At 72.4% G+C, this 16310-nt stretch carries 16 protein-coding genes, 1 pseudogene and 1 riboswitch; of the genes and pseudogenes, 7 read left to right on the top strand and 10 right to left on the bottom strand.

Annotated elements, in window-relative coordinates; all coding sequences use genetic code 11:
• Positions 1–12: 12 nt before the first annotated feature.
• Positions 13–180 (bottom strand): annotated as a pseudogene (locus LX83_RS38755) (hypothetical protein); the annotation flags it as partial.
• Here LX83_RS38755 and LX83_RS37955 point away from each other — a divergent pair.
• Positions 149–274: a hypothetical protein gene (locus tag LX83_RS37955; RefSeq protein WP_301328682.1), complete on the top strand. Its 126-nt coding sequence runs from the start codon at positions 149–151 to the stop codon at positions 272–274. The pseudogene LX83_RS38755 and the gene LX83_RS37955 sit on opposite strands and share 32 nt — an antisense overlap.
• A 76-nt stretch (positions 275–350) precedes the next feature.
• Here the strand turns inward: LX83_RS37955 and LX83_RS21865 are convergent, their stop codons facing one another.
• From LX83_RS21865 to LX83_RS21875, 3 genes are read right to left on the bottom strand one after another with little or no spacing between them, the layout of a single operon-like run.
• Complete coding sequence (locus LX83_RS21865) at positions 351–5342, bottom strand: RHS repeat-associated core domain-containing protein (RefSeq protein ID WP_253774350.1); 4992 nt, start codon at positions 5340–5342, stop codon at positions 351–353.
• Positions 5339–5821, bottom strand: coding sequence for a YbaB/EbfC family nucleoid-associated protein (locus LX83_RS21870; RefSeq protein ID WP_253774352.1), 483 nt, complete (start codon positions 5819–5821; stop codon positions 5339–5341). The genes LX83_RS21865 and LX83_RS21870 overlap by 4 nt, the downstream gene beginning before the upstream one ends.
• Positions 5818–6150: a type VII secretion target gene (locus LX83_RS21875; RefSeq protein ID WP_253774354.1), complete on the bottom strand. Its 333-nt coding sequence runs from the start codon at positions 6148–6150 to the stop codon at positions 5818–5820. Before LX83_RS21875 ends, LX83_RS21870 begins: the two co-directional genes overlap by 4 nt.
• Before the next feature lie 579 nt (positions 6151–6729).
• Here LX83_RS21875 and LX83_RS21880 point away from each other — a divergent pair.
• Complete coding sequence (locus tag LX83_RS21880; RefSeq protein WP_253774356.1) at positions 6730–7029, top strand: hypothetical protein; 300 nt, start codon at positions 6730–6732, stop codon at positions 7027–7029.
• Positions 7030–7420: 391 nt separating this feature from the next.
• Here LX83_RS21880 and LX83_RS21885 read toward each other — a convergent pair whose 3' ends face one another.
• The 4 genes from LX83_RS21885 to LX83_RS21900 all read right to left on the bottom strand — a co-directional run bounded on the left by LX83_RS21885 (position 7421) and on the right by LX83_RS21900 (position 11254).
• The gene (locus tag LX83_RS21885; protein WP_253774358.1) at positions 7421–8410 is read right to left on the bottom strand and encodes an inorganic phosphate transporter; all 990 of its coding nucleotides are present in this window, start codon (positions 8408–8410) and stop codon (positions 7421–7423) included.
• A complete protein-coding gene (locus tag LX83_RS21890; protein WP_253774360.1) occupies positions 8410–9030 on the bottom strand; it encodes a DUF47 domain-containing protein in 621 nt (206 codons plus the stop codon). The genes LX83_RS21885 and LX83_RS21890 overlap by 1 nt, the downstream gene beginning before the upstream one ends.
• Before the next feature lie 286 nt (positions 9031–9316).
• Positions 9317–10462 (bottom strand): cytochrome P450, encoded by a 1146-nt coding sequence (locus tag LX83_RS21895; RefSeq protein WP_253774362.1) that lies wholly within the window; start codon positions 10460–10462, stop codon positions 9317–9319.
• 219 nt (positions 10463–10681) lie between these two features.
• Entirely contained in the window at positions 10682–11254 is a 573-nt protein-coding gene (locus LX83_RS21900) for a CGNR zinc finger domain-containing protein (protein ID WP_253774365.1), read from the bottom strand.
• Positions 11255–11332: 78 nt separating this feature from the next.
• Between LX83_RS21900 and LX83_RS21905 the strand changes: the two genes are divergently transcribed.
• Together LX83_RS21905 and LX83_RS21910 are read left to right on the top strand one after the other, a co-directional pair.
• Entirely contained in the window at positions 11333–11806 is a 474-nt protein-coding gene (locus LX83_RS21905) for a mycothiol transferase (protein WP_253774367.1), read from the top strand.
• Positions 11799–13001: a MalY/PatB family protein gene (locus LX83_RS21910; protein ID WP_253774369.1), complete on the top strand. Its 1203-nt coding sequence runs from the start codon at positions 11799–11801 to the stop codon at positions 12999–13001. Before LX83_RS21905 ends, LX83_RS21910 begins: the two co-directional genes overlap by 8 nt.
• Positions 13002–13032: 31 nt before the next feature.
• Here LX83_RS21910 and LX83_RS21915 read toward each other — a convergent pair whose 3' ends face one another.
• The gene (locus LX83_RS21915) at positions 13033–13347 is read right to left on the bottom strand and encodes a DMT family transporter (protein ID WP_253774371.1); all 315 of its coding nucleotides are present in this window, start codon (positions 13345–13347) and stop codon (positions 13033–13035) included.
• A 33-nt stretch (positions 13348–13380) separates the two neighbouring features.
• Positions 13381–13442: riboswitch (guanidine-III (ykkC-III) riboswitch) on the bottom strand.
• A gap of 97 nt (positions 13443–13539) precedes the next feature.
• On the opposite strand from LX83_RS21915, the gene LX83_RS21920 reads away from it, so the two are divergent.
• Positions 13540–14415, top strand: a complete 876-nt coding sequence (locus tag LX83_RS21920; protein WP_253774373.1) for a coiled-coil domain-containing protein — start codon at positions 13540–13542, stop codon at positions 14413–14415.
• Between the two features lie 135 nt (positions 14416–14550).
• Here LX83_RS21920 and LX83_RS21925 read toward each other — a convergent pair whose 3' ends face one another.
• Positions 14551–15513 carry a helix-turn-helix transcriptional regulator gene (locus tag LX83_RS21925; RefSeq protein ID WP_253774375.1) on the bottom strand — a complete coding sequence of 321 codons (963 nt, stop codon included), beginning with the start codon at positions 15511–15513 and terminating at the stop codon, positions 14551–14553.
• Between the two features lie 230 nt (positions 15514–15743).
• Between LX83_RS21925 and LX83_RS21930 the strand changes: the two genes are divergently transcribed.
• Entirely contained in the window at positions 15744–16070 is a 327-nt protein-coding gene (locus LX83_RS21930; protein WP_253774377.1) for a carboxymuconolactone decarboxylase family protein, read from the top strand.
• 48 nt (positions 16071–16118) lie between these two features.
• The gene (locus LX83_RS21935; RefSeq protein WP_253774379.1) at positions 16119–16310 is read left to right on the top strand and encodes a hypothetical protein; all 192 of its coding nucleotides are present in this window, start codon (positions 16119–16121) and stop codon (positions 16308–16310) included.

Consider the following 16310-nt stretch of genomic DNA (forward strand, 5'->3'; position numbering starts at 1 on the left):
GATCACCCGCAGCACGGTGACCGCCTCCGGCGGGTACAGCCGGTGCCCACCCGGGGTCCGTTCCGGCTCGGCCAGTAGGCAAGCACAGGCCGCCGCCCGCGCCGGCGCCCAGCTCCAGTTGGTCTCGGTGAGCGTCGCCGGTGACACCGTGACCGTGACGATCACCGCCACCCACCCCACCCAACTTCTGGGCTTGGTCGGGATCGCCAGCCTGTCGGTTCACGGGGCGGGAAGCGCCCATCCACAGCGCGGGGTGACCGCGATCGACCCCTGACCATCCGTCACATCGGCTGGGTGCGGCCCTGACGGTCCGGCTCCTGGTCGCCCCGCCTCCACCCCACGCTGAGCGGCTACTTCGTGGGCAGGCGACTGTCCTTGCCCACGGTGGTCTTGTTGCCCCCGACCACGTCGTAGGTGCCGCCTGACGGCCCGATGTGGGTCGTAGCGACGGTGTTGCCGTTGGCGTCCTCGGTGAGCACCTCGGTGTTCTTGTTCGGGTAGTACATGGCGTAGGAGCGGAATCCGTTGGGGTCGGGGTCGTGGTAGTACTGCATGCCCGAGTGGTCGCTGTACACGACGGAGTGGGTCCACTCACTGGTCATGTCGGTGCTGGGGCGCCCCGTCACCAGTTCGGTTCTGGCGTCCGCCTCGTAGTGCGTCAACTTCCACGGGTTGCCGTGCGCGTCCACGCCGGTCACCTCGTTGTGCCCCAGGCTCGTCTGCGGGGTGCCACCCGGCGTGAACGTGTGGATGCCCTGCGGCGAGCCGACGTAGACGTTGTTCCCGCTGCTGTTCGCGAAACCCTGGAACTGCGCCTGGCACGAGTTGCACATGGGTCGCGTCACCACGATCGGGTTGCCCGGCTGGGCGTTCCACGCCTGCAACTCGGCGTGCGAGGCGTTGTACCGGCCGGGGACGCCGCCGTCGAAGTTGTGCGGCGTGAACGGCGTGCCCGAGTTGCTCATGATCGTTTGTGGCGGCACCGAGTCGTACCGGCCCTGCGGGGACGTCCAGCCGCTCTGGTACTGGTTGTAACCGGTGAACGCGAAGGTCTTGTCGCCGGGGTAGTGCCCCTGGTTGTTGAGGTCCTGGCACGGGACGGGCATCAGCCCAACCGGGTCGGTGGCCGCCGTCGGGTTGACCACGTAGGCCCTGGCGTTGGCCGACGGCGCCAGCCCCAGCGGGTCGGGTGAGGCGTAGCGGCCCACGAGCGGGTCGTAGTAGCGGTGGACGTTGTAGTACAGGCCCGTCTCGTCGTCGTGGTACTGGCCGGGGAACCGCAGCGGCGTCCCGGCCGGGTTCGGCGCGCCTCCCCACAGCGTGGTGTCCTGGTGCCAGTCCAGCGTGCCGTCGGCGCCGACCAGTTCGGTGGGCGTGCCGACCAGGTCGGTGACGATCGCCTGGAACCGCCGGTCCACCCACGCCTGGCCCGTCGCCGAGCGCTGGGTCTGGCTGATCGCGCGGTGGGTGCCCGGCTCCCAGTCCCACACCACGGCGGCCGAGCCGTTGCGGACCTGCTCGGCCAGCCTGGTGCCGTCCCAGGTGAAGTCGATCCGCTCCACCACCGCGCCGTCCGCGGCCAAACGCTGCTTCCACACCCGCCGGCCCAGCGCGTCGTAGCCGTACCGCCACACCGCGCCGTCCGGTGTGTGGGCGCGCACCAGCCGGTCCTCGGCGTCCCACTCGTAGCGCCACCGGCTCACCCGCCCGCCTGGCCCGGTGATCTCGCGCAGCACCAGCCGTCCCTCGGCGTCGTAGCCGTAGCGGACGTTGCCCGCGCGGGTGACCAGGGTGCCGCGGTACTCGCGCGGTCCCTGGCCGTCCGGTCCCCGGTGCCACGCGGCGCGCACCACGTTGCCCGCCGGGTCGTAGCCGTAGCTCTCGGTGCCGTGCGGGCCCCGCACGGCGGTGACCCGGCCCACCTGGTCCAGGTCGTAGGCACGTTCCCCGGTGAGCTGGTCGTCCACCGCGACCAACCGGCCGTCCGGCCGGTAGCGGTAGGAACGCCGCTGGAGCACCGCGGGTGTGCCCGAGTCCAGGGTGGCCACGAGCGTCTGGGCGCGCAGCCGGTCGGCTTCGTCCCACTGCTGGGCCAGCAGCACGCCGTCGCCGACGCGCCGCTCCACCTCGTGGCCGGCGGCGTCGTAGGCGAACCGGATGGTGCGCCCCGCGGTGTGCAGCGCGGTCGGGCGGCCGGCCGGGTCGTGCTCCCACGCGCTCAGCGCGCCCGACGGCGTGCGCCTGCTGATCCGGCGGCCCAGCGCGTCGTAGCGGGACGCCAGCACGCGGCCGTTCACCGCCTCCGCCAGCACGCGGCCGGCGGCGTCGTAGGTGATGGTCAGGTCCGCGTCCGGGGTGGTGGCGCGCACCAGGCGGCCAACGCCGTCGTAGGCCAGGCGGGCGGTCACCCCGTCCTGGGACCTGGCCACCACGCGGCCGCGGGCGTCCCGCGCGTACCGGACGGTCTGCCCCGCCGCGTTGGTGCGCGCGATGAGCTGCCCGGCCGCGTCGTAGGCGTAGCGCACCAGCCTGCCGTCGAAGTCCTGCTCCGAGATCAGGTTCCCGGCCGGGTCGTAGGTGTAGCGCCACACCTGGCCGTGCTCGTTGGTGACGGCCACCGGCCGCAGTTCGGTGTCGTAGGCGAACTCCAGCCGCGAGCCGTCCGGCCGCACCTCGGCGGTGGGCAGGTCGAACGGGCCGATCTCCACGCGCGTGGCGTTGCCCAGCGCGTCCACCGACTCGCGCAGGTTGCCCTCGCCGTCGTGGCGCAGCACCACCCGGGAACCGTCCGGTGCCACCCGGCTGGCCGGGCGGCCCTCCGGCGTCCAGGTGAACAGCGTCCGTCCGCCGCGCGGGTCCACCACCTGCGTCTTGCGGCCCAACTCGTCGTAGGCGTAGCGGGTGGTGCCGCCGGACGGGTCGGTCACCGACACCACCAGGCCCAGCAGGTTCACCTGGTAGGTGCTGACCCCGCCCGCCGCGTTGGTGACGGTGCGCAGGTTGCCCAGCTCGTCGTAGCCGTAGCTGGTGCGGCCGCCCATCGGGTCGGCCACGGCCGTCAGCGTGCCGGTGGGGCTGTACTCGCGCCGCCACACCGCGCCGTCCGGGTCCACCACCGTCACCAGGCGGTTGGCGGCGTCGTACTCGCCCAGCGACTGCGTGCCGTCCGGGTAGGTGACGGCCACCAGGTTGCCGCGCTCGTCGTAGCGGTAGGACGTGGTGCGGCCCAGCGGGTCGGTGCGCGAGAGCAGCTGGTGGTGCTCGTTCCACTCGCTGCGCGTGGTGGCGCCGAGCGGGTTGGTCTCGCGCACCACCTGGAAGCGTTCGTTGAGTTCGTAGACCGTGGTGTGCCCGAGGGAGTTCGTCGCGCGGGTGACGCCCGGCGCGTACTCCATCGAGTAGTTCAGGTACCCGCCGGCGCCCTCCGCGCGCACGCAGCGGTTGGCCGCGTCGTAGGCGTAGCGGTACCACATGCCGTTGCGGTCCTCGCAGCGGACGATGCGCTCCTGGTCGTCGTAGGCGAAGCGCAGCGGCTGACCGCTGGAGTTGACGACCTCGGTGAGCCGGCGCGCGGCGTCGTAGCGGAACTCGCCCAGCAGCACGTCCTGCCCGGGGCCCACCAGCCAGTAGGCGGTGATCAGGCCGTCCTGGGAGTCGACGCGCACCCGGTAGCCGCCCGAGTGCACCACTTCGGTGACCACTCCGTGCTCGTCGCGGCCGAACTCGACGCGCCGCCCGTTGGCGTCGGAGATCGCGCTCAACAGCCGTTCCCGACCGGTGGGTGCGGCGAAGTGCAGGATGTGGTCCCGCTCGGGCACCAGCACGGCGTAGCCGCCGCTCGCGGTGCGGGTGAGCGGCCAGCGGGGGCCCTGCTCGGGCAGCACCTCCTGCCCGTCGGCCGGCAGCGGGTAGAGCAGCAGCGTGCCGTCCTCGACGGCGAACGCGACGCCGGTGTCGTCCACCTCCAGCCGCTGGTCAACCGTGCACGCCCAGGAGCGCCCGAACGAGCGGCCCAGTCGGTAGTTGGACAGGTGGGTGCGGGACAGCAGCAGCGGCAGCGTCGAGTCCAGCTCCACGTCGGTCTGCGGCAGGATCATCCACCCGGTGGTGACGTCGATCGGGTCGCCGCAGGTGGGCCGGTTGTTCACCGGGTTGTTGTGCGCCTCAACGGGAGTGGCCTGGGCCGCGATGCCGCCACCACCGCGCGAACCGTCGGCGGGCGGCGGTGGCGGCGGGGCCTCGGCGCGTGGTGGTGGGGGTGGTGGTGCGCCCTCGGTCCTCGGGGGTGTGTTCACTCCGGAGGTGTTGGTGCTGTCACCGGTGTCGGTGCGGGCGGGCGGAGGTGATGCGCCCTCGATCCTCGGGGGTGCGTTCACTCCGGAGGTGTTGGTGCTGTCACCGGTGTCGGTGCGGGCGGGCGGAGGTGATGCGCCCTCGATCCTCGGGGGTGCGTTCACTCCGGAGGTGTTGGTGCTGTCACCCGTGTCGGTGCGGGCGGGCGGAGCGGCGGCACCGCCACCGACCGGTCCACCGCTGCCCCGCACGGGCGGCGGGATCTCCCGCGTCGAGGCGGGCGGCGGGGTCGGCTTGGGCGGCTTCACCTCACGCAACGCCTTGGCGGCGGCACCGAACAGCTCCTCGGCGCGCTTGAGCAGCGGCGTGAGCGCCTTGAGCGCCTGCACCAGCCGCGAGGTCAGGCGCGCGATCTGCGTGGCGGTCTCCGCGACCCGCTGGGCCACCTGCGGAACAACCCAGGTCAGGCCGATCCCCAGCGTCGCGACGACCTGCAACGCCCAACTGACCAGATGCCCGACCAGCTCGGCGATGATGTCGCGCACCAGACCCCGCACCGCCGCGACGACCTCACCGGCCGTCTGCACGCCACTGGCCGCGCCGGCCGCGCCCTCCTTGGCCGCGGTGAGCAGGTTCACCGTGTCCGCCGCGCGCTGCCGGTAGGCGTCAGCGGCCCCGCCCTGCCACTCGGCGGTGTCCGCGGCCACCATCGCACCCAGATCCGTGGCGATCGCCCCCAACTCGGTGGCGACGTTGGTCCAGGTCTGGGCGTGCGCCGTGATCTCGTCGGGGTTGCCGGCCAGCTGGTTGAGGCCCTCCTTGAGCGGGCCGACGTGCTCGATGAGCCAGCCCACCCCGGCGGCCAGGATCTCGCCGAACGGGTCCATCACCGCGCCCAGCGCGGACAGCCCGACATCCACCGCGCCCAGGGCGGTGGCGGCCCAGTCGCCCTGCTCGATGGCCGACTTGAGGTCGGCCGCGGACTCGAGCAGGCCCGCGCCGGTGAAGGCGGTGGTGGAGTCCTGCGGCTGGGCGACGAGCGGGTTCACCACAGCTCGTTCTCCTCGTCATCCGGGTCGTCGGCCTGGCGGTCGTTGGTGGCGGCGGCACCGGCGGCGGTGTCCTCGTCGTCGGGTTCGGGGAACCGGGCGCGCAGGTTGTCCAGCACCAGCGAGCGGGTCTGCTGGTCCTCGTCCCCGAGGCGGTCGGTCATCACCGCGGCGACCTGGTCGGCGATCTGGGCCTGGGCGCGTCGCACGGTGTTCATGACCTGCTGCGCCAGGTCGGGCAGGGGCAGGGTGCGGGCCCGGTCGCCGAACTCCAGGTCGTCCAGGGCGCCGTCGGCGCGGACGGTCACCCGCACGGCGCCGTCCGGGCTGGCGGCGGTCAGCCGCAGCGCCTGGGTGCGTTCACCGACGTCGCGGTAGCGGGCTGCCTTGTCGGCCAGTTGCTGAGCCCAGGCGTTCATCCGGGCCTCGGCCTGGTCGGGGTCGCGCACCGGCTCCCCGAATCCGGTGGGTGTGCTCACGAGGCACCACCCAGTGCCTGGGTCCGCAGCGCGGTCATCGTGTCCTGGTGCGCTGTCTCCTGGTCGTCGTAGGCGGTGGCGGTGTCGCGGGCGCCGTCGGCCAGGGTGGAGACCCCCTCGACGGCGGCGGCCAGCGCGTCCGCGGCCTTCTCCTCGACCGGGTTGATGATGGGGGGCAGGAACGCGCACAGCAGGCCGTAGGAGTCCTCGGACATGCTGGCGATCCGTGCCGCGTCCACCGCGGTGTTAAGCCGGTCCACCAAGCCGTCCAGGTGGCTGCCGTGCGAGCGCAGGGCCTCCGGGACGACGCTGTAACCACCCGCTGCCATGTGCGGTTCTGCCCCCTCGTCCTCATCAACCGGATGCCACCGAACCAGCACACCCGACCGACCCGGCCACCGTGACGCGTGGTTCCGCATCGAGCGGCGAACCGATCCGCGGAGCGCGGAGCGGGAAACCCCGGACTGATTTCACCCAAAATGGGATCGCTCCCAAAGCTAGGGAAAGACCGCGCGCGGCACCCGCGTCCGAATGGATGATTTCCCTAGTTTTCTCGGCGCAGTGACGTGGAATACCAGGTGGAGGTCGCGCCGCCCACGTCGTCGGGCACTTCCTGCCACGGCGACCGCCGGCCGCATCGCCGCGTGGTCGGCGGTGGTCGGTGTTCCCGCTTGGTCGTGTGCTGGCGGCGGCATTGCTGTGCTCGGGCGATGAGTGCCTACCGCAGCTTCGACGCCGCTCTCCACCAGGCCGCACGAACCATCCTCAACCCGGGTGACTGGTGAGCCACGAACCGACGCAGCCTGACACCGCTCGAACCCGCCGCACCGCTGAGCCCTGCTGCACAACACCGGTGCGCCACACCACGTCCCGCTCGGCCTCCGTCCCTTCCTGGAGGTCAACCGACCATGACCACACCAGAGCCCGAGCCCGCCCAGTCCGGCGAGTTCTCTGCCCAACTCGACCCGGCCAGCCCAGCCTTCCCCACGGGTGACGAACAGGACGAGGCGGTTTTGCTCGCCGACACCACGCGACTGATCCCGGTCGAGGGGGAGGAGTTGGTGTTCATCGACATCGACGGTGTCACCGACCCTCGCTTCCCCGCGCTGGTCGACGCGCAACGGTGGAACGGGTGGGCCTGTCCCCGGTTCCGCGCAGCGAAAGCACGGACAGAACCGTCCACCACGCACACGGTATCGCGCGAGTGATCCCCGGTGATCACTGCAGTGGGTTCATTAGGTGAAACCCACGCTGCGGGACTGGCCGCGCCAGCGCAGCGGAGCGACCAGCCGACCATCGGGCACGAGCTGCCGGCCACCACGCCGGGGGGATGTCCCAGGGTGAGACGGTGGCGATGAGTCGGTCGTACGGCGCGTGGTCGGCGTAACCGAGCCCACCGTCGTCGGTGACCGCATGGCCGCCGCCGTAGCTGGACGTTCCGGTCAGCGCAGACCGGTGCGAGCCAGGTTCGCCCGCCGGTGTCGTTGGGGGCCAAGGCCACCGACCGCGCGGGCAACACGGTCGAGCAGACGGTCATCAACGCCTACAAGCTGACCTGACCGCCACCGCGCGCCCAGCACGCCGGGCGCGCTGGCGCGTCTACAGCAGCCCGGTGACGCCGTAGGTGGCGGCGGCGACCACCGCCGCCCCCGGCAGGGTGAGGACCCAGCCCTTGGCGATGTCGCCCGCCACGGACCAGCGCACCGCGGAGCGCCGCGTGGTCGCGCCCGCCCCCATCACCGCGGAGGTGATCACGTGCGTGGTGGAGACCGGGGCGGCGAAGACGAACGCGGTCAGGTACAGCACCGAGGCGGCCGACAGCTCGGCGGCGAACCCGTGCGGCGGGGTCAGGTGGAAGATGCGCCGGCCCAGGGTGCGCATGATCCGCAGGCCCCCGGAGTAGGTGCCCGCTGTCAGCGCCAGCGCGCACGCCAGGATCACCCAGAGCGGCACCGCGTAGCCGGCCTGGTGCCCGGTGACCACCAGGGCCAGCACGATGACGCCCATGCTCTTCTGGGCGTCCTGCAGACCGTGGCCGAGCGCGAGGCTGGCGGCGGAGACGATCTGGGCCCGCCGCATCAGCCGGCCGGCGCGGTGGGCGTCGGCGTGGCGGAACGCCCACATGATCGCGGTCATCACCGCGTACCCGAGCACCAGGCCGACCGCGGGGGAGACGATCATCGGGATGACGACCTTCTCCACCACGCCCGCCCAGTGCACCTGGGTCGAGGAGGCCACCGCGGCCCCGACCAGGCCGCCGACCAGCGCGTGCGAGGACGACGACGGCAGGCCGAAGTACCAGGTGAGCAGGTTCCAGGCGATCGCGCCGACCAACGCGGAGAGCACCACGTGCAGGGCGTCCTGACCCACCGGGGTGTCGATCACGCCGGAGGCGATGGTGACGGCGACGCCCGTGCCCAGCAGTGCGCCGATCAGGTTCATCACCGCCGCCAGCGTCAGCGCGCCGCGCAGGCTGAGCGCGCGGGTCGACACGGCGCTCGCGATGGCGTTCGCCGCGTCGTGGAAGCCGTTGGTGAAGTCGAAGGCGAGGGCGAGCACGACCACGAGCACGAGCGTGGTGGTGAGCATCAGGATTCCTTCACCGCGATCGTGTGCACGACGTCGGCGACGTGCTCGAAGGCGTCGGCGGCCGACTCCAGCTCGTCCACGACGTCCTTGAGCTTCATGACCTCCAGCGCGTCGCGCCGGCCGTCGAACAGCACCGACAGCAGCCGGCGGTGGACCTGGTCGGCCTTGTTCTCCAGTTCGTTGATCTCGACCCAGTACGCGGTGAGGGTCTGGGGCGCGGCCAGCCGAGGCATGGCCTCGGCGGTGAGCTGGGCCGCCTGGCACAGCAGGTCCACCTGGGCGTCAACGCCCGGCGGGAACGCGTCCAGCTGGTAGAGGGTGGCCAGGTCGACCGCGGCGTCCATGTGGTCCACCACGTCGTCGAGCCGGCCAGCCAGGCGGTAGATGTCCTCGCGGTCGAACGGGGTGACGAACGAGCGGTCCAGGTGCTCGATGACCGCGTGGGTGGCGTTGTCGCCGGCGTGCTCAAGCGCGCGCATGCGTTGGGCGAGGTCCGCGCGCTGCTCAACGGGCGCCCGCACGAACTGCCCCAGCACCTCCACGCTGCCGCCGATGTTCGCCCCGATCTCGGCGAACAGCTCGAAGAACCTGCGCCCGGTGGGTTTCCGGCTGAACCGCATCGCCTCAGCCACCCCCACCGCGCCGGGGCCGGCCGGTGCCGGCCCGCGTCCACTGCTCGGTCATGCCACCCTCCTTACCGCTGCGGTTACCCCGGTCAGGGGCAGTGATGCAGACTAGTGTTGATCTCCGCGTGGTGGCCGGCCGGCCTCGGGAAACGGGTGCGGCAACCGTGGGCACCCTCCTAGTAAACTGACAACCACTGCCAACAAGGAGCTGGGTAACCCCAACGGGTGGCCACGGCGCCGGGGGCTTGGCAGGACGCGCGACGTGCCGCCGGTACCGGTCTCAGCCCTGGTCGCGGCGCTGCCGCGGGCTCACCCGGAGCCGCAGGCCGCGGGGAGCGTGCAGGACACCGCGTGCCGGGGTGGGGGAGCGGTGGGGCGCCAGCCGGTGCGTCCGGAGGACCGCGGCGAGGATGACCGTCAGTTCGACGAGCGCCAGTTGCGAGCCCGGGCAGAACCGGGGCCCCAGGGCGAAGGGGAAGTAGCTGCCCGGAGCCGGATGCGGGTTGGCCGGCCAGCGGTCCGGGTGGAACCGCTGCGGCTGGGCGTGGGCGCCGGGGTCGCGGTGGTTGAGGTACGGGCTGAACAACACGGTCGTGCCCGAGGCGAAGCCGACGACGGGGGCGGCGAGCTGGCGCTGGAGCTGCCAGACGGGTGGGTGCAGGCGCAGGGTTTCCCGGACGATGTCCCGGCAGAGCCGCAGATCGCGGAAGTCCTGGTGTGCTGCGGCCTCGGCGTGCGCCCGGCGCTGGAGTTCCGGTCGGGTGGACAGCTCGTGGAACACCCAGGCCAGGGCCGCGGCGGGCACGTGGTGACTGGACAGCAGCATGTTCCGCAGCGCCAGCGTGACAACGCGCTCGGACAGGCCGTGGTCGGCCAGGACGGCCAGCAGGCCGGCGCGCGCGGTGTCGGCCCGGACGTGGCGCTGGATCGCGGTGTGGGTCGCGTGCTGGGCGCGGAGCAGCCGGCGGCGGCGGAGCGGGAAAACCCCACCGGCCTGCTCCGCCGCGGTCAGCTCCCGCTCGACCAGGGCGGACAGGCGCGGGGACGGCTCACCCAGCAGGTGGTGCACGTTGACGGTGGACACCAGGCGGACGGCTTCCCGCAGCACGTCGATGCTGCCCGGCGACTGCCAGCCGGCGGTGATCCGCTCGGCGTGGCTGGTGATCACGGGGGTGAACCCGGCGACCCGGGCCGGGGCCAGCGCCGGGCGCATGGCCCGGCGGGCGGCCAGCCACGCGGCGAGGCCGTCCGCGCCCCAATCGGTCACGGCGCTGCGCTGGGCGGCGCGGACGGTGTGCGCGGCGCGGTGCGCCAGCAGCTGTTCGGTGGTGTCCGGGTCGGTCACCAGCCACAGGCCGGGCTGGAGTTCGGTGCGGCCGTTGCCCGACCGCGCCGCCGCGGCCAGGACCTCGCGCGGGTCCCTCACGCCCGCCCCGCCGACGACCCGGTGAGCGGGTCCGGGCCACCCACCGGGAGCGGCCCGGGCACCCGCGTGGTCACACCGAGGGATAGGCGTAGTAGCCGGGCTTGACGTAACGACGACGCACGAGCAGCTTGAGCAGTTTCATCGCACCGTTCCTCACGTGGCTGGGGGAGTGAGTGTGGTCAGGGCGCTGCGGGCAGGTCAAGGAAGCGGGTGCCCGCTTCACCCGTTCGCCGGCTCCCACGCGGTAGTGGTTCCCGCGCCGGCCTTGCGCGCGCGGTAGTGCGCGGCCTTGACGCGGTTGCCGCACTCCGCCATCCCGCACCAGCGCCGGTTGCCCGTGCGCGACCGGTCGACGAACAGGCGCGTGCAGCGTTCCCGCTCGCACTCCTTCAGCCTCAGTTCGCCGCACTGGGCCAGCAGATCGGCTGCGGCCCGGGAGATGACGGCGGCGACGGCCGCGCCACTGCCCCGGCGGACCAGCCCGGTGGTGGACAGGGTGACGCGGGGAGCGGGGCCGTCGGCCAGCGCGTTGACGGTGTCGACGTCCGCGGCCGGCCAGGGTTGCCCGCACAGGCTCGCCCGCACCAGCCGGTAGACGGCTTCACGCAGGTCGAGCAGTTGGGTGAACTCGGCCGGCGAGACCTGCGGCGGTTCGGTGAGGACACCGGCCGCCACCGCCCACCTGGCGGCCTCCGCCGGAGCCGTCAACTGCTCCTCCGGCGCGTCACGGCGCCACTTGAGCGTGCCGACGAAGTCGAGCGCGAGATCACCGCTGACGAACACGAACGCCATGTCACCACCTTGACAGGTGACGCGAGATCGATGCAACGTAGTCACCGGCTAAGACGGTGACGGCATCGAGGTGGTGGGATGATCAGCAGGGACCAGTACTGCTACTACGCCGGACGCGCGCTCGACGGCATGATCGACATCGTGGCGCGGCTCGGCGACGACCTCGCCAACCGCACACCCGCGATCCCCGGTGCGAACAGCCCGTACGCCCTGCTCAACCACTGCCTGGGGGTGGTGTCCTACTGGAGCGGGCAGCTGGTCGCCGGCCGGAGCGCGCCGCGCGACCGGGACGCCGAGTTCACCGCGTCGGGCCCGGTGGCTCCGCTGCTCCGGCGGGCGCGGGAGATCGGGCAACAGCTCCAGCACGACGTCGCGGCGGCCGCACCGCGCGAGCCGTTGCGCGCCCAGCCGCGGGCGGACTTCCTGGGGCCAGCGCGCGAGCTGGACCAGGGCGGTGCCCTGTTCCACGTCTACGAGGAACTCGCGCAGCACCACGGGCAGATGGAGATCATCCGCGACTGCATCCTCGCCGGGGTGCCCGCCAATGGCTGACTCCCCGTTCACCCGGATCGATCCGGCCCGCCTGCGCTCCGGGTGGGGCGTCAAGTGGGGTTCACTGCCCCAGGGCACCATCGGCGCGTGGGTGGCGGACATGGACTTCGGGATCGCGGCCCCCATCCGCCAGCAGCTCGTCGACTGGGTTGAGCGGGAGGACTTCGGCTACCCGTTCTGGCGCGGGGAGGACCCGGTTGTCACCGCGTTCCAGGACCGCATGGCCGACCGGTACGGCTGGCGGCCGGAGCCGGGGCGCACCCGCGTGTTCACCGACCTCATCCAGGTGCTCCAGGTCGTGATCGAACACGCGACCGCGCCCGGCGACGGGATCGCGCTGCACGTTCCCACCTACCCGCCCTTCCTGGCCAGCATCGCGCGCGCCGGCCGGCGGCTGGTGCCCATGCCGATGCGCTGCGGCCAGGACGGTTGGGGCTTCGACGGCGCAGGGCTCGGCGACCGGCTCCGCGCCGCCGGCTGCCGGATGATGCTGGTGGTCAACCCGCACAACCCGACCGGCCGGGTGTTCCGCCGTGACGAACTGCGGCTGCTGGCCGACGTCGCCGAGGAACTCGACCTCGTCGTCCTGTCCGACGAGATCCACGCCGATCTGACCTACCCGGGGCAACAGCACATCCCGTTCGCCGCCCTCGGCGCGGACACCGCACGGCGAACCATCACCGCCACCTCCGCGACCAAGGCGTTCAACATCGCCGCGCTGCGCTGCGCCGTCGCGCACATCGGCGCACCCGCCGTGCGCGCCGCACTGGACAAGGCGCCCCTGGACTACTTCGGCACCCCCAGCACGCTCAGCCGCGTCGCGACGGTGGCGGCGTGGCGGGACGCCGACTCCTGGCTCGACGAACTCATGAGGACGCTCACCAGGAATCGCGACACGGTCACCGACTGGATCGCCGCGATGCTCCCGGACAGCCGCTACCACCCTGCTGAGGGCACCTACCTGGCCTGGTTCGACCTGCCCGGATGGCGACCGAGCGGCAGCGGCCCGGCCGCCCACCTCGCCCGGGTGGCCGAGGTCGCGCTCAGCGAGGGCGCCGAGTTCAGCGCTGGCACCACAGTGGACACCACACCGTTCGTCCGACTCAACTTCGCCACCAGCCCGGACAACCTCGACGTCGTGCTCGACCGGATCTCCGCCGGCCTCCGCTCGGGCCTGGCTGGCTCGGTCCGCTGACCAGCGGTGTCCACAGCGGACTCGGCAGGGGTCAGTGCAGGACCTTCATCCCGACCACACCGGCGACGATGAGGGTGAGGCACACGAGTCGAGCGGCCGTGACCGACTCGCCAAGGAACACCATCCCGTACGCGGCGGTGCCGACCGCGCCGATGCCGACCCAGACGGCGTAGGCGGTGCCCAGCGGGATGGTGCGCATGGCGTAGGCGAGCCCGATCATGCTGCCGGTCAGGGCGACGACGAACAGCACGCTCGCCCCCAGCCGGGTGAACCCGCGTGCGGCGTCGAGGGCGGCGGCCCAGACGGTTTCCAGAAGACCGGACAGGACGAGGACGATCCACCCCACGGCAACCCTCCGTCGGCACACAGTTGGCGTCTGACTACGTCGTCTTGTCGTGCCGGGTACGACGTGCTCGTCCGGGGTGGGTGGGCCACCGAGGCCAAGGCTAACACCGCCCGTGGCGCTCTTCCGGCTGCGCGCCCGCATGGGGTCCGCCACAGTGGCACCAGGCGGACGGCGGGCCGGAAGGCGGGGCGGGTGGATCTCCAGTCTGTTGTGGACGAGCTGTACGGGGTGGTGCCGGAGCGGTTCACCGCGCTGCGCAACGACCGGGCCGCGCAGGCCCGCAAGGCGGGTGACCGGCGACTGGCCGACCAGATCCGCGGGCTGCGCCGACCCACCCTGTCCGCCTGGGCCAGCAACCTGCTCGTGCGGGAGCAGGCCGAGCAGGTGGAGCCGCTGCTGCGGTTGGGCGAGTCGCTGCGCCGCGCGCACCGCGACCTCGACGGCGAGCAGTTGCGGGAGCTGTCCCGTCAGCAGCACGCCCTGGTGGCCACGCTGACCCGGCAGGCGCGGCACCTCGTGGCAGCGGCGGGCAAGACGATGAGCGAGGCCGCCCAACGGGAGCTGGAAGCCACCCTGCACGCGGTGCTCGCCGACGCCGACGCCGCCCAGCAGTGGGCCAGCGGCAGGCTCACCAAGCCGCTCACCGCGGACGCCGGGTTCCCCGCATCGGTACCGGAGGCGGCGGGCGGGGTGCGGGTGCCAGCGCCCCGCCGACCCAGGGGTGGTGGGGACACTTCGGCGAGGCAACGGCGCGACCGCGCCCTCGACCACGCCCGGCGGGAGGTCCGGGACGCGGAACGGGAACTGGCGGCAGTGCGCGAACACGCGGAGCGCGCCCACCGCGGTGCCGCCGAGGCCGCGCGCGTCGTCCAGGACCTGGAGCGGCACATCGACGCCCTGACCGAGCAGATCAACGACACCAGGGCCCGGCTGCGACGGGCGAACGCCGACGAACGCGCCGCCCAGGACCAGCTGCGGCACTGCGACGAGCAGGTGCAGCAGGCCGAACGCCGCGTCGAGACCGCCGCCGAACGGCTTCAGGGCCTCACCGGGGAAGACGCCGGCTGAGCGCTCGCGCGCGGTCCGCTGTCGTCGGAGTCCCGCCGGTCAGGCTGTCTGCTGTGGACGGTCAGGGTGTTCGTGGTGCGTGCTGGCCCGCCCCGCGCGACCCGCGCGATCAGCAGGGCGAGCGACCGGTTCGGCTCAAGCCCGCTGGCCCCGCCCGTGCGGTGGGCGGTTCTCCGGCTGGTCGATCTGGTCGGTTCCGCCGACCTGGTCAGTTCCGCCGACCTGGTCGGTCTGGTCGGCCTGGTCGACCGTCGCCGCCCAACTCGCCAGGAGCTTCAGACCGTCCTGTGCCGCGGAACCCGGTTCGGCGGTGTACACGGTCATGGTCAGCCCGGGATCGGCCGGCAGCGGCATCGCCTCGAAGCCCAGCTCCAGGTCACCGACGGCCGGGTGGTGGAAGCGCTTGACCCCGGTGTGGTGCAGGCGCACGTTGTGCGCGGCCCACAGCGTGCGGAACTCCGCACTGCGCGTGCAGAGTTCGCCGACCAGATCGGTCAGCTCGCGGTTGTGCGGGTCGCGGCCGGCCTCGGTGCGCAACAGCGCCACCGTGGTGTTCGCCGAGTCATCGCCCTCCGGGTAGAACTCGGCCGCGGCGGGGTCGAGGAACCGGAACCGGGCGAGGTTGGCCGGCCGCACCGGGTTGGCGAACACCGGCCGGTACAGCGCGTGACCGAGCCGGTTGGTGGCCAGGATGTCCAGGCGCCCGTTGCGGATGAACGCCGGCGTCTCGGTCATCCCGTCGAGGATGTGCCGCAGCCCCGGCCGGACCACCTGCCGTGCCCGCCGCCGCCGGGGTGGACCGGACGTGCTGTTCGCCGCACGCGCCAGGTCGAACAGGTGTTCCCGCTCGGCGTCGTCGAGTTGGAGTGCGCGGGCGAGCGCGTCGAGCACGTTCTCGGAGACGCCGCCGAGGTTTCCCCGTTCCAGGCGGGCGTAGTACTCGACGCTGACCCCGGCGAGCAGCGCGACTTCCTCCCTGCGCAGCCCGGGGACACGCCGGTTCCCGCCGTAGGCGGGCAGGCCGGCCCGGTCCGGGGTGATCTTCGCTCGCCGCGTGACCAGGAACTGGCGAACTTCGCTCCGGTTGTCCACAGACATCGAGGCTACGTCCGACTCGGACGCTCTGGGGTGTCCTGTCAGTACACCGCTGAGCAGGTCCTCCCACACCGCCGCCGGCCGGGGTTCCATCGGTGGCGCGGGGCGGGAGCGTGGGGCCGCCGGGCGGTGGTCAACGGGTCCGCCGGGCGGACCACGACCGGCCGTGGTGTCACCAACACCGATCCGATCCCGCGCCGCGGCACCGACTGATCTGGAAAGGACGTGGGACAATGGGCACGAGCGAGGAACCGTCCGGCGCCGAGCAGATGTTCGGGGACTTCGCGCCCGCACTGGTCGATCTCACCGACGCTGTCCTCTTCGGACAGGTCTGGGAACGCCGAGAACTCTCCCCGAGGGACCGCAGCCTGGTGACGGTGGCGAGCCTGGTCACGAGCGGCAGCACCGAACAACTCGCCCACCACCTCGGCCGGGCGAAGGACAACGGCGTGAGCGAGCGGGAACTGGTCGAGGTGATCACGCACCTGGCGTTCTACGCGGGGTGGCCCAAGGCCATGTCCGCGATGGCGGTGGCGAAGAACCTCTTCCGCGCCAACTAGTTCGGCGTCGCCACTCGCCGGACGGGCCGGGGTGCTGAGGAAGGAATCATGGACTACCCCAACAGTGGGGCAACGGGTGTGCGGGTCTTTCCGCTGTGCTTCGGCACGATGTCGTTCGGCGCCGAGGCCGACGAGCGTGCTTCGGCGGAGATGTTCCACCGGGTGCGGATCTCCGCGCTGTCACCGACCCCGGCACCGGCCACCGACCGGACCGAAACCCTGAAACCCCACCGGACCTGA

The sequence above is a fragment of the Goodfellowiella coeruleoviolacea genome, assembly GCF_024171785.1.
Taxonomy (GTDB): Bacteria; Actinomycetota; Actinomycetes; order Mycobacteriales; family Pseudonocardiaceae; genus Goodfellowiella; species Goodfellowiella coeruleoviolacea.

Excerpts from the sequence above, each read along its gene's own strand:
- LX83_RS21900 (WP_253774365.1), bottom strand. The coding sequence starts at position 11,254 with ATGGCGTTCGTGTTCGTCAGCGGTGATCTCGCGCTCGACTTCGTCGGC.
- LX83_RS21910 (WP_253774369.1), top strand. The coding sequence starts at position 11,799 with ATGGCTGACTCCCCGTTCACCCGGATCGATCCGGCCCGCCTGCGCTCC.
- LX83_RS21905 (WP_253774367.1), top strand. The coding sequence starts at position 11,333 with ATGATCAGCAGGGACCAGTACTGCTACTACGCCGGACGCGCGCTCGAC.
- LX83_RS21925 (WP_253774375.1), bottom strand. The coding sequence starts at position 15,513 with ATGTCTGTGGACAACCGGAGCGAAGTTCGCCAGTTCCTGGTCACGCGG.
- LX83_RS21890 (WP_253774360.1), bottom strand. The coding sequence starts at position 9,030 with ATGCGGTTCAGCCGGAAACCCACCGGGCGCAGGTTCTTCGAGCTGTTC.
- LX83_RS21875 (WP_253774354.1), bottom strand. The coding sequence starts at position 6,150 with ATGGCAGCGGGTGGTTACAGCGTCGTCCCGGAGGCCCTGCGCTCGCAC.
- LX83_RS21935 (WP_253774379.1), top strand. The coding sequence starts at position 16,119 with ATGGACTACCCCAACAGTGGGGCAACGGGTGTGCGGGTCTTTCCGCTG.
- LX83_RS21930 (WP_253774377.1), top strand. The coding sequence starts at position 15,744 with ATGGGCACGAGCGAGGAACCGTCCGGCGCCGAGCAGATGTTCGGGGAC.
- LX83_RS21885 (WP_253774358.1), bottom strand. The coding sequence starts at position 8,410 with ATGCTCACCACCACGCTCGTGCTCGTGGTCGTGCTCGCCCTCGCCTTC.
- LX83_RS21880 (WP_253774356.1), top strand. The coding sequence starts at position 6,730 with ATGACCACACCAGAGCCCGAGCCCGCCCAGTCCGGCGAGTTCTCTGCC.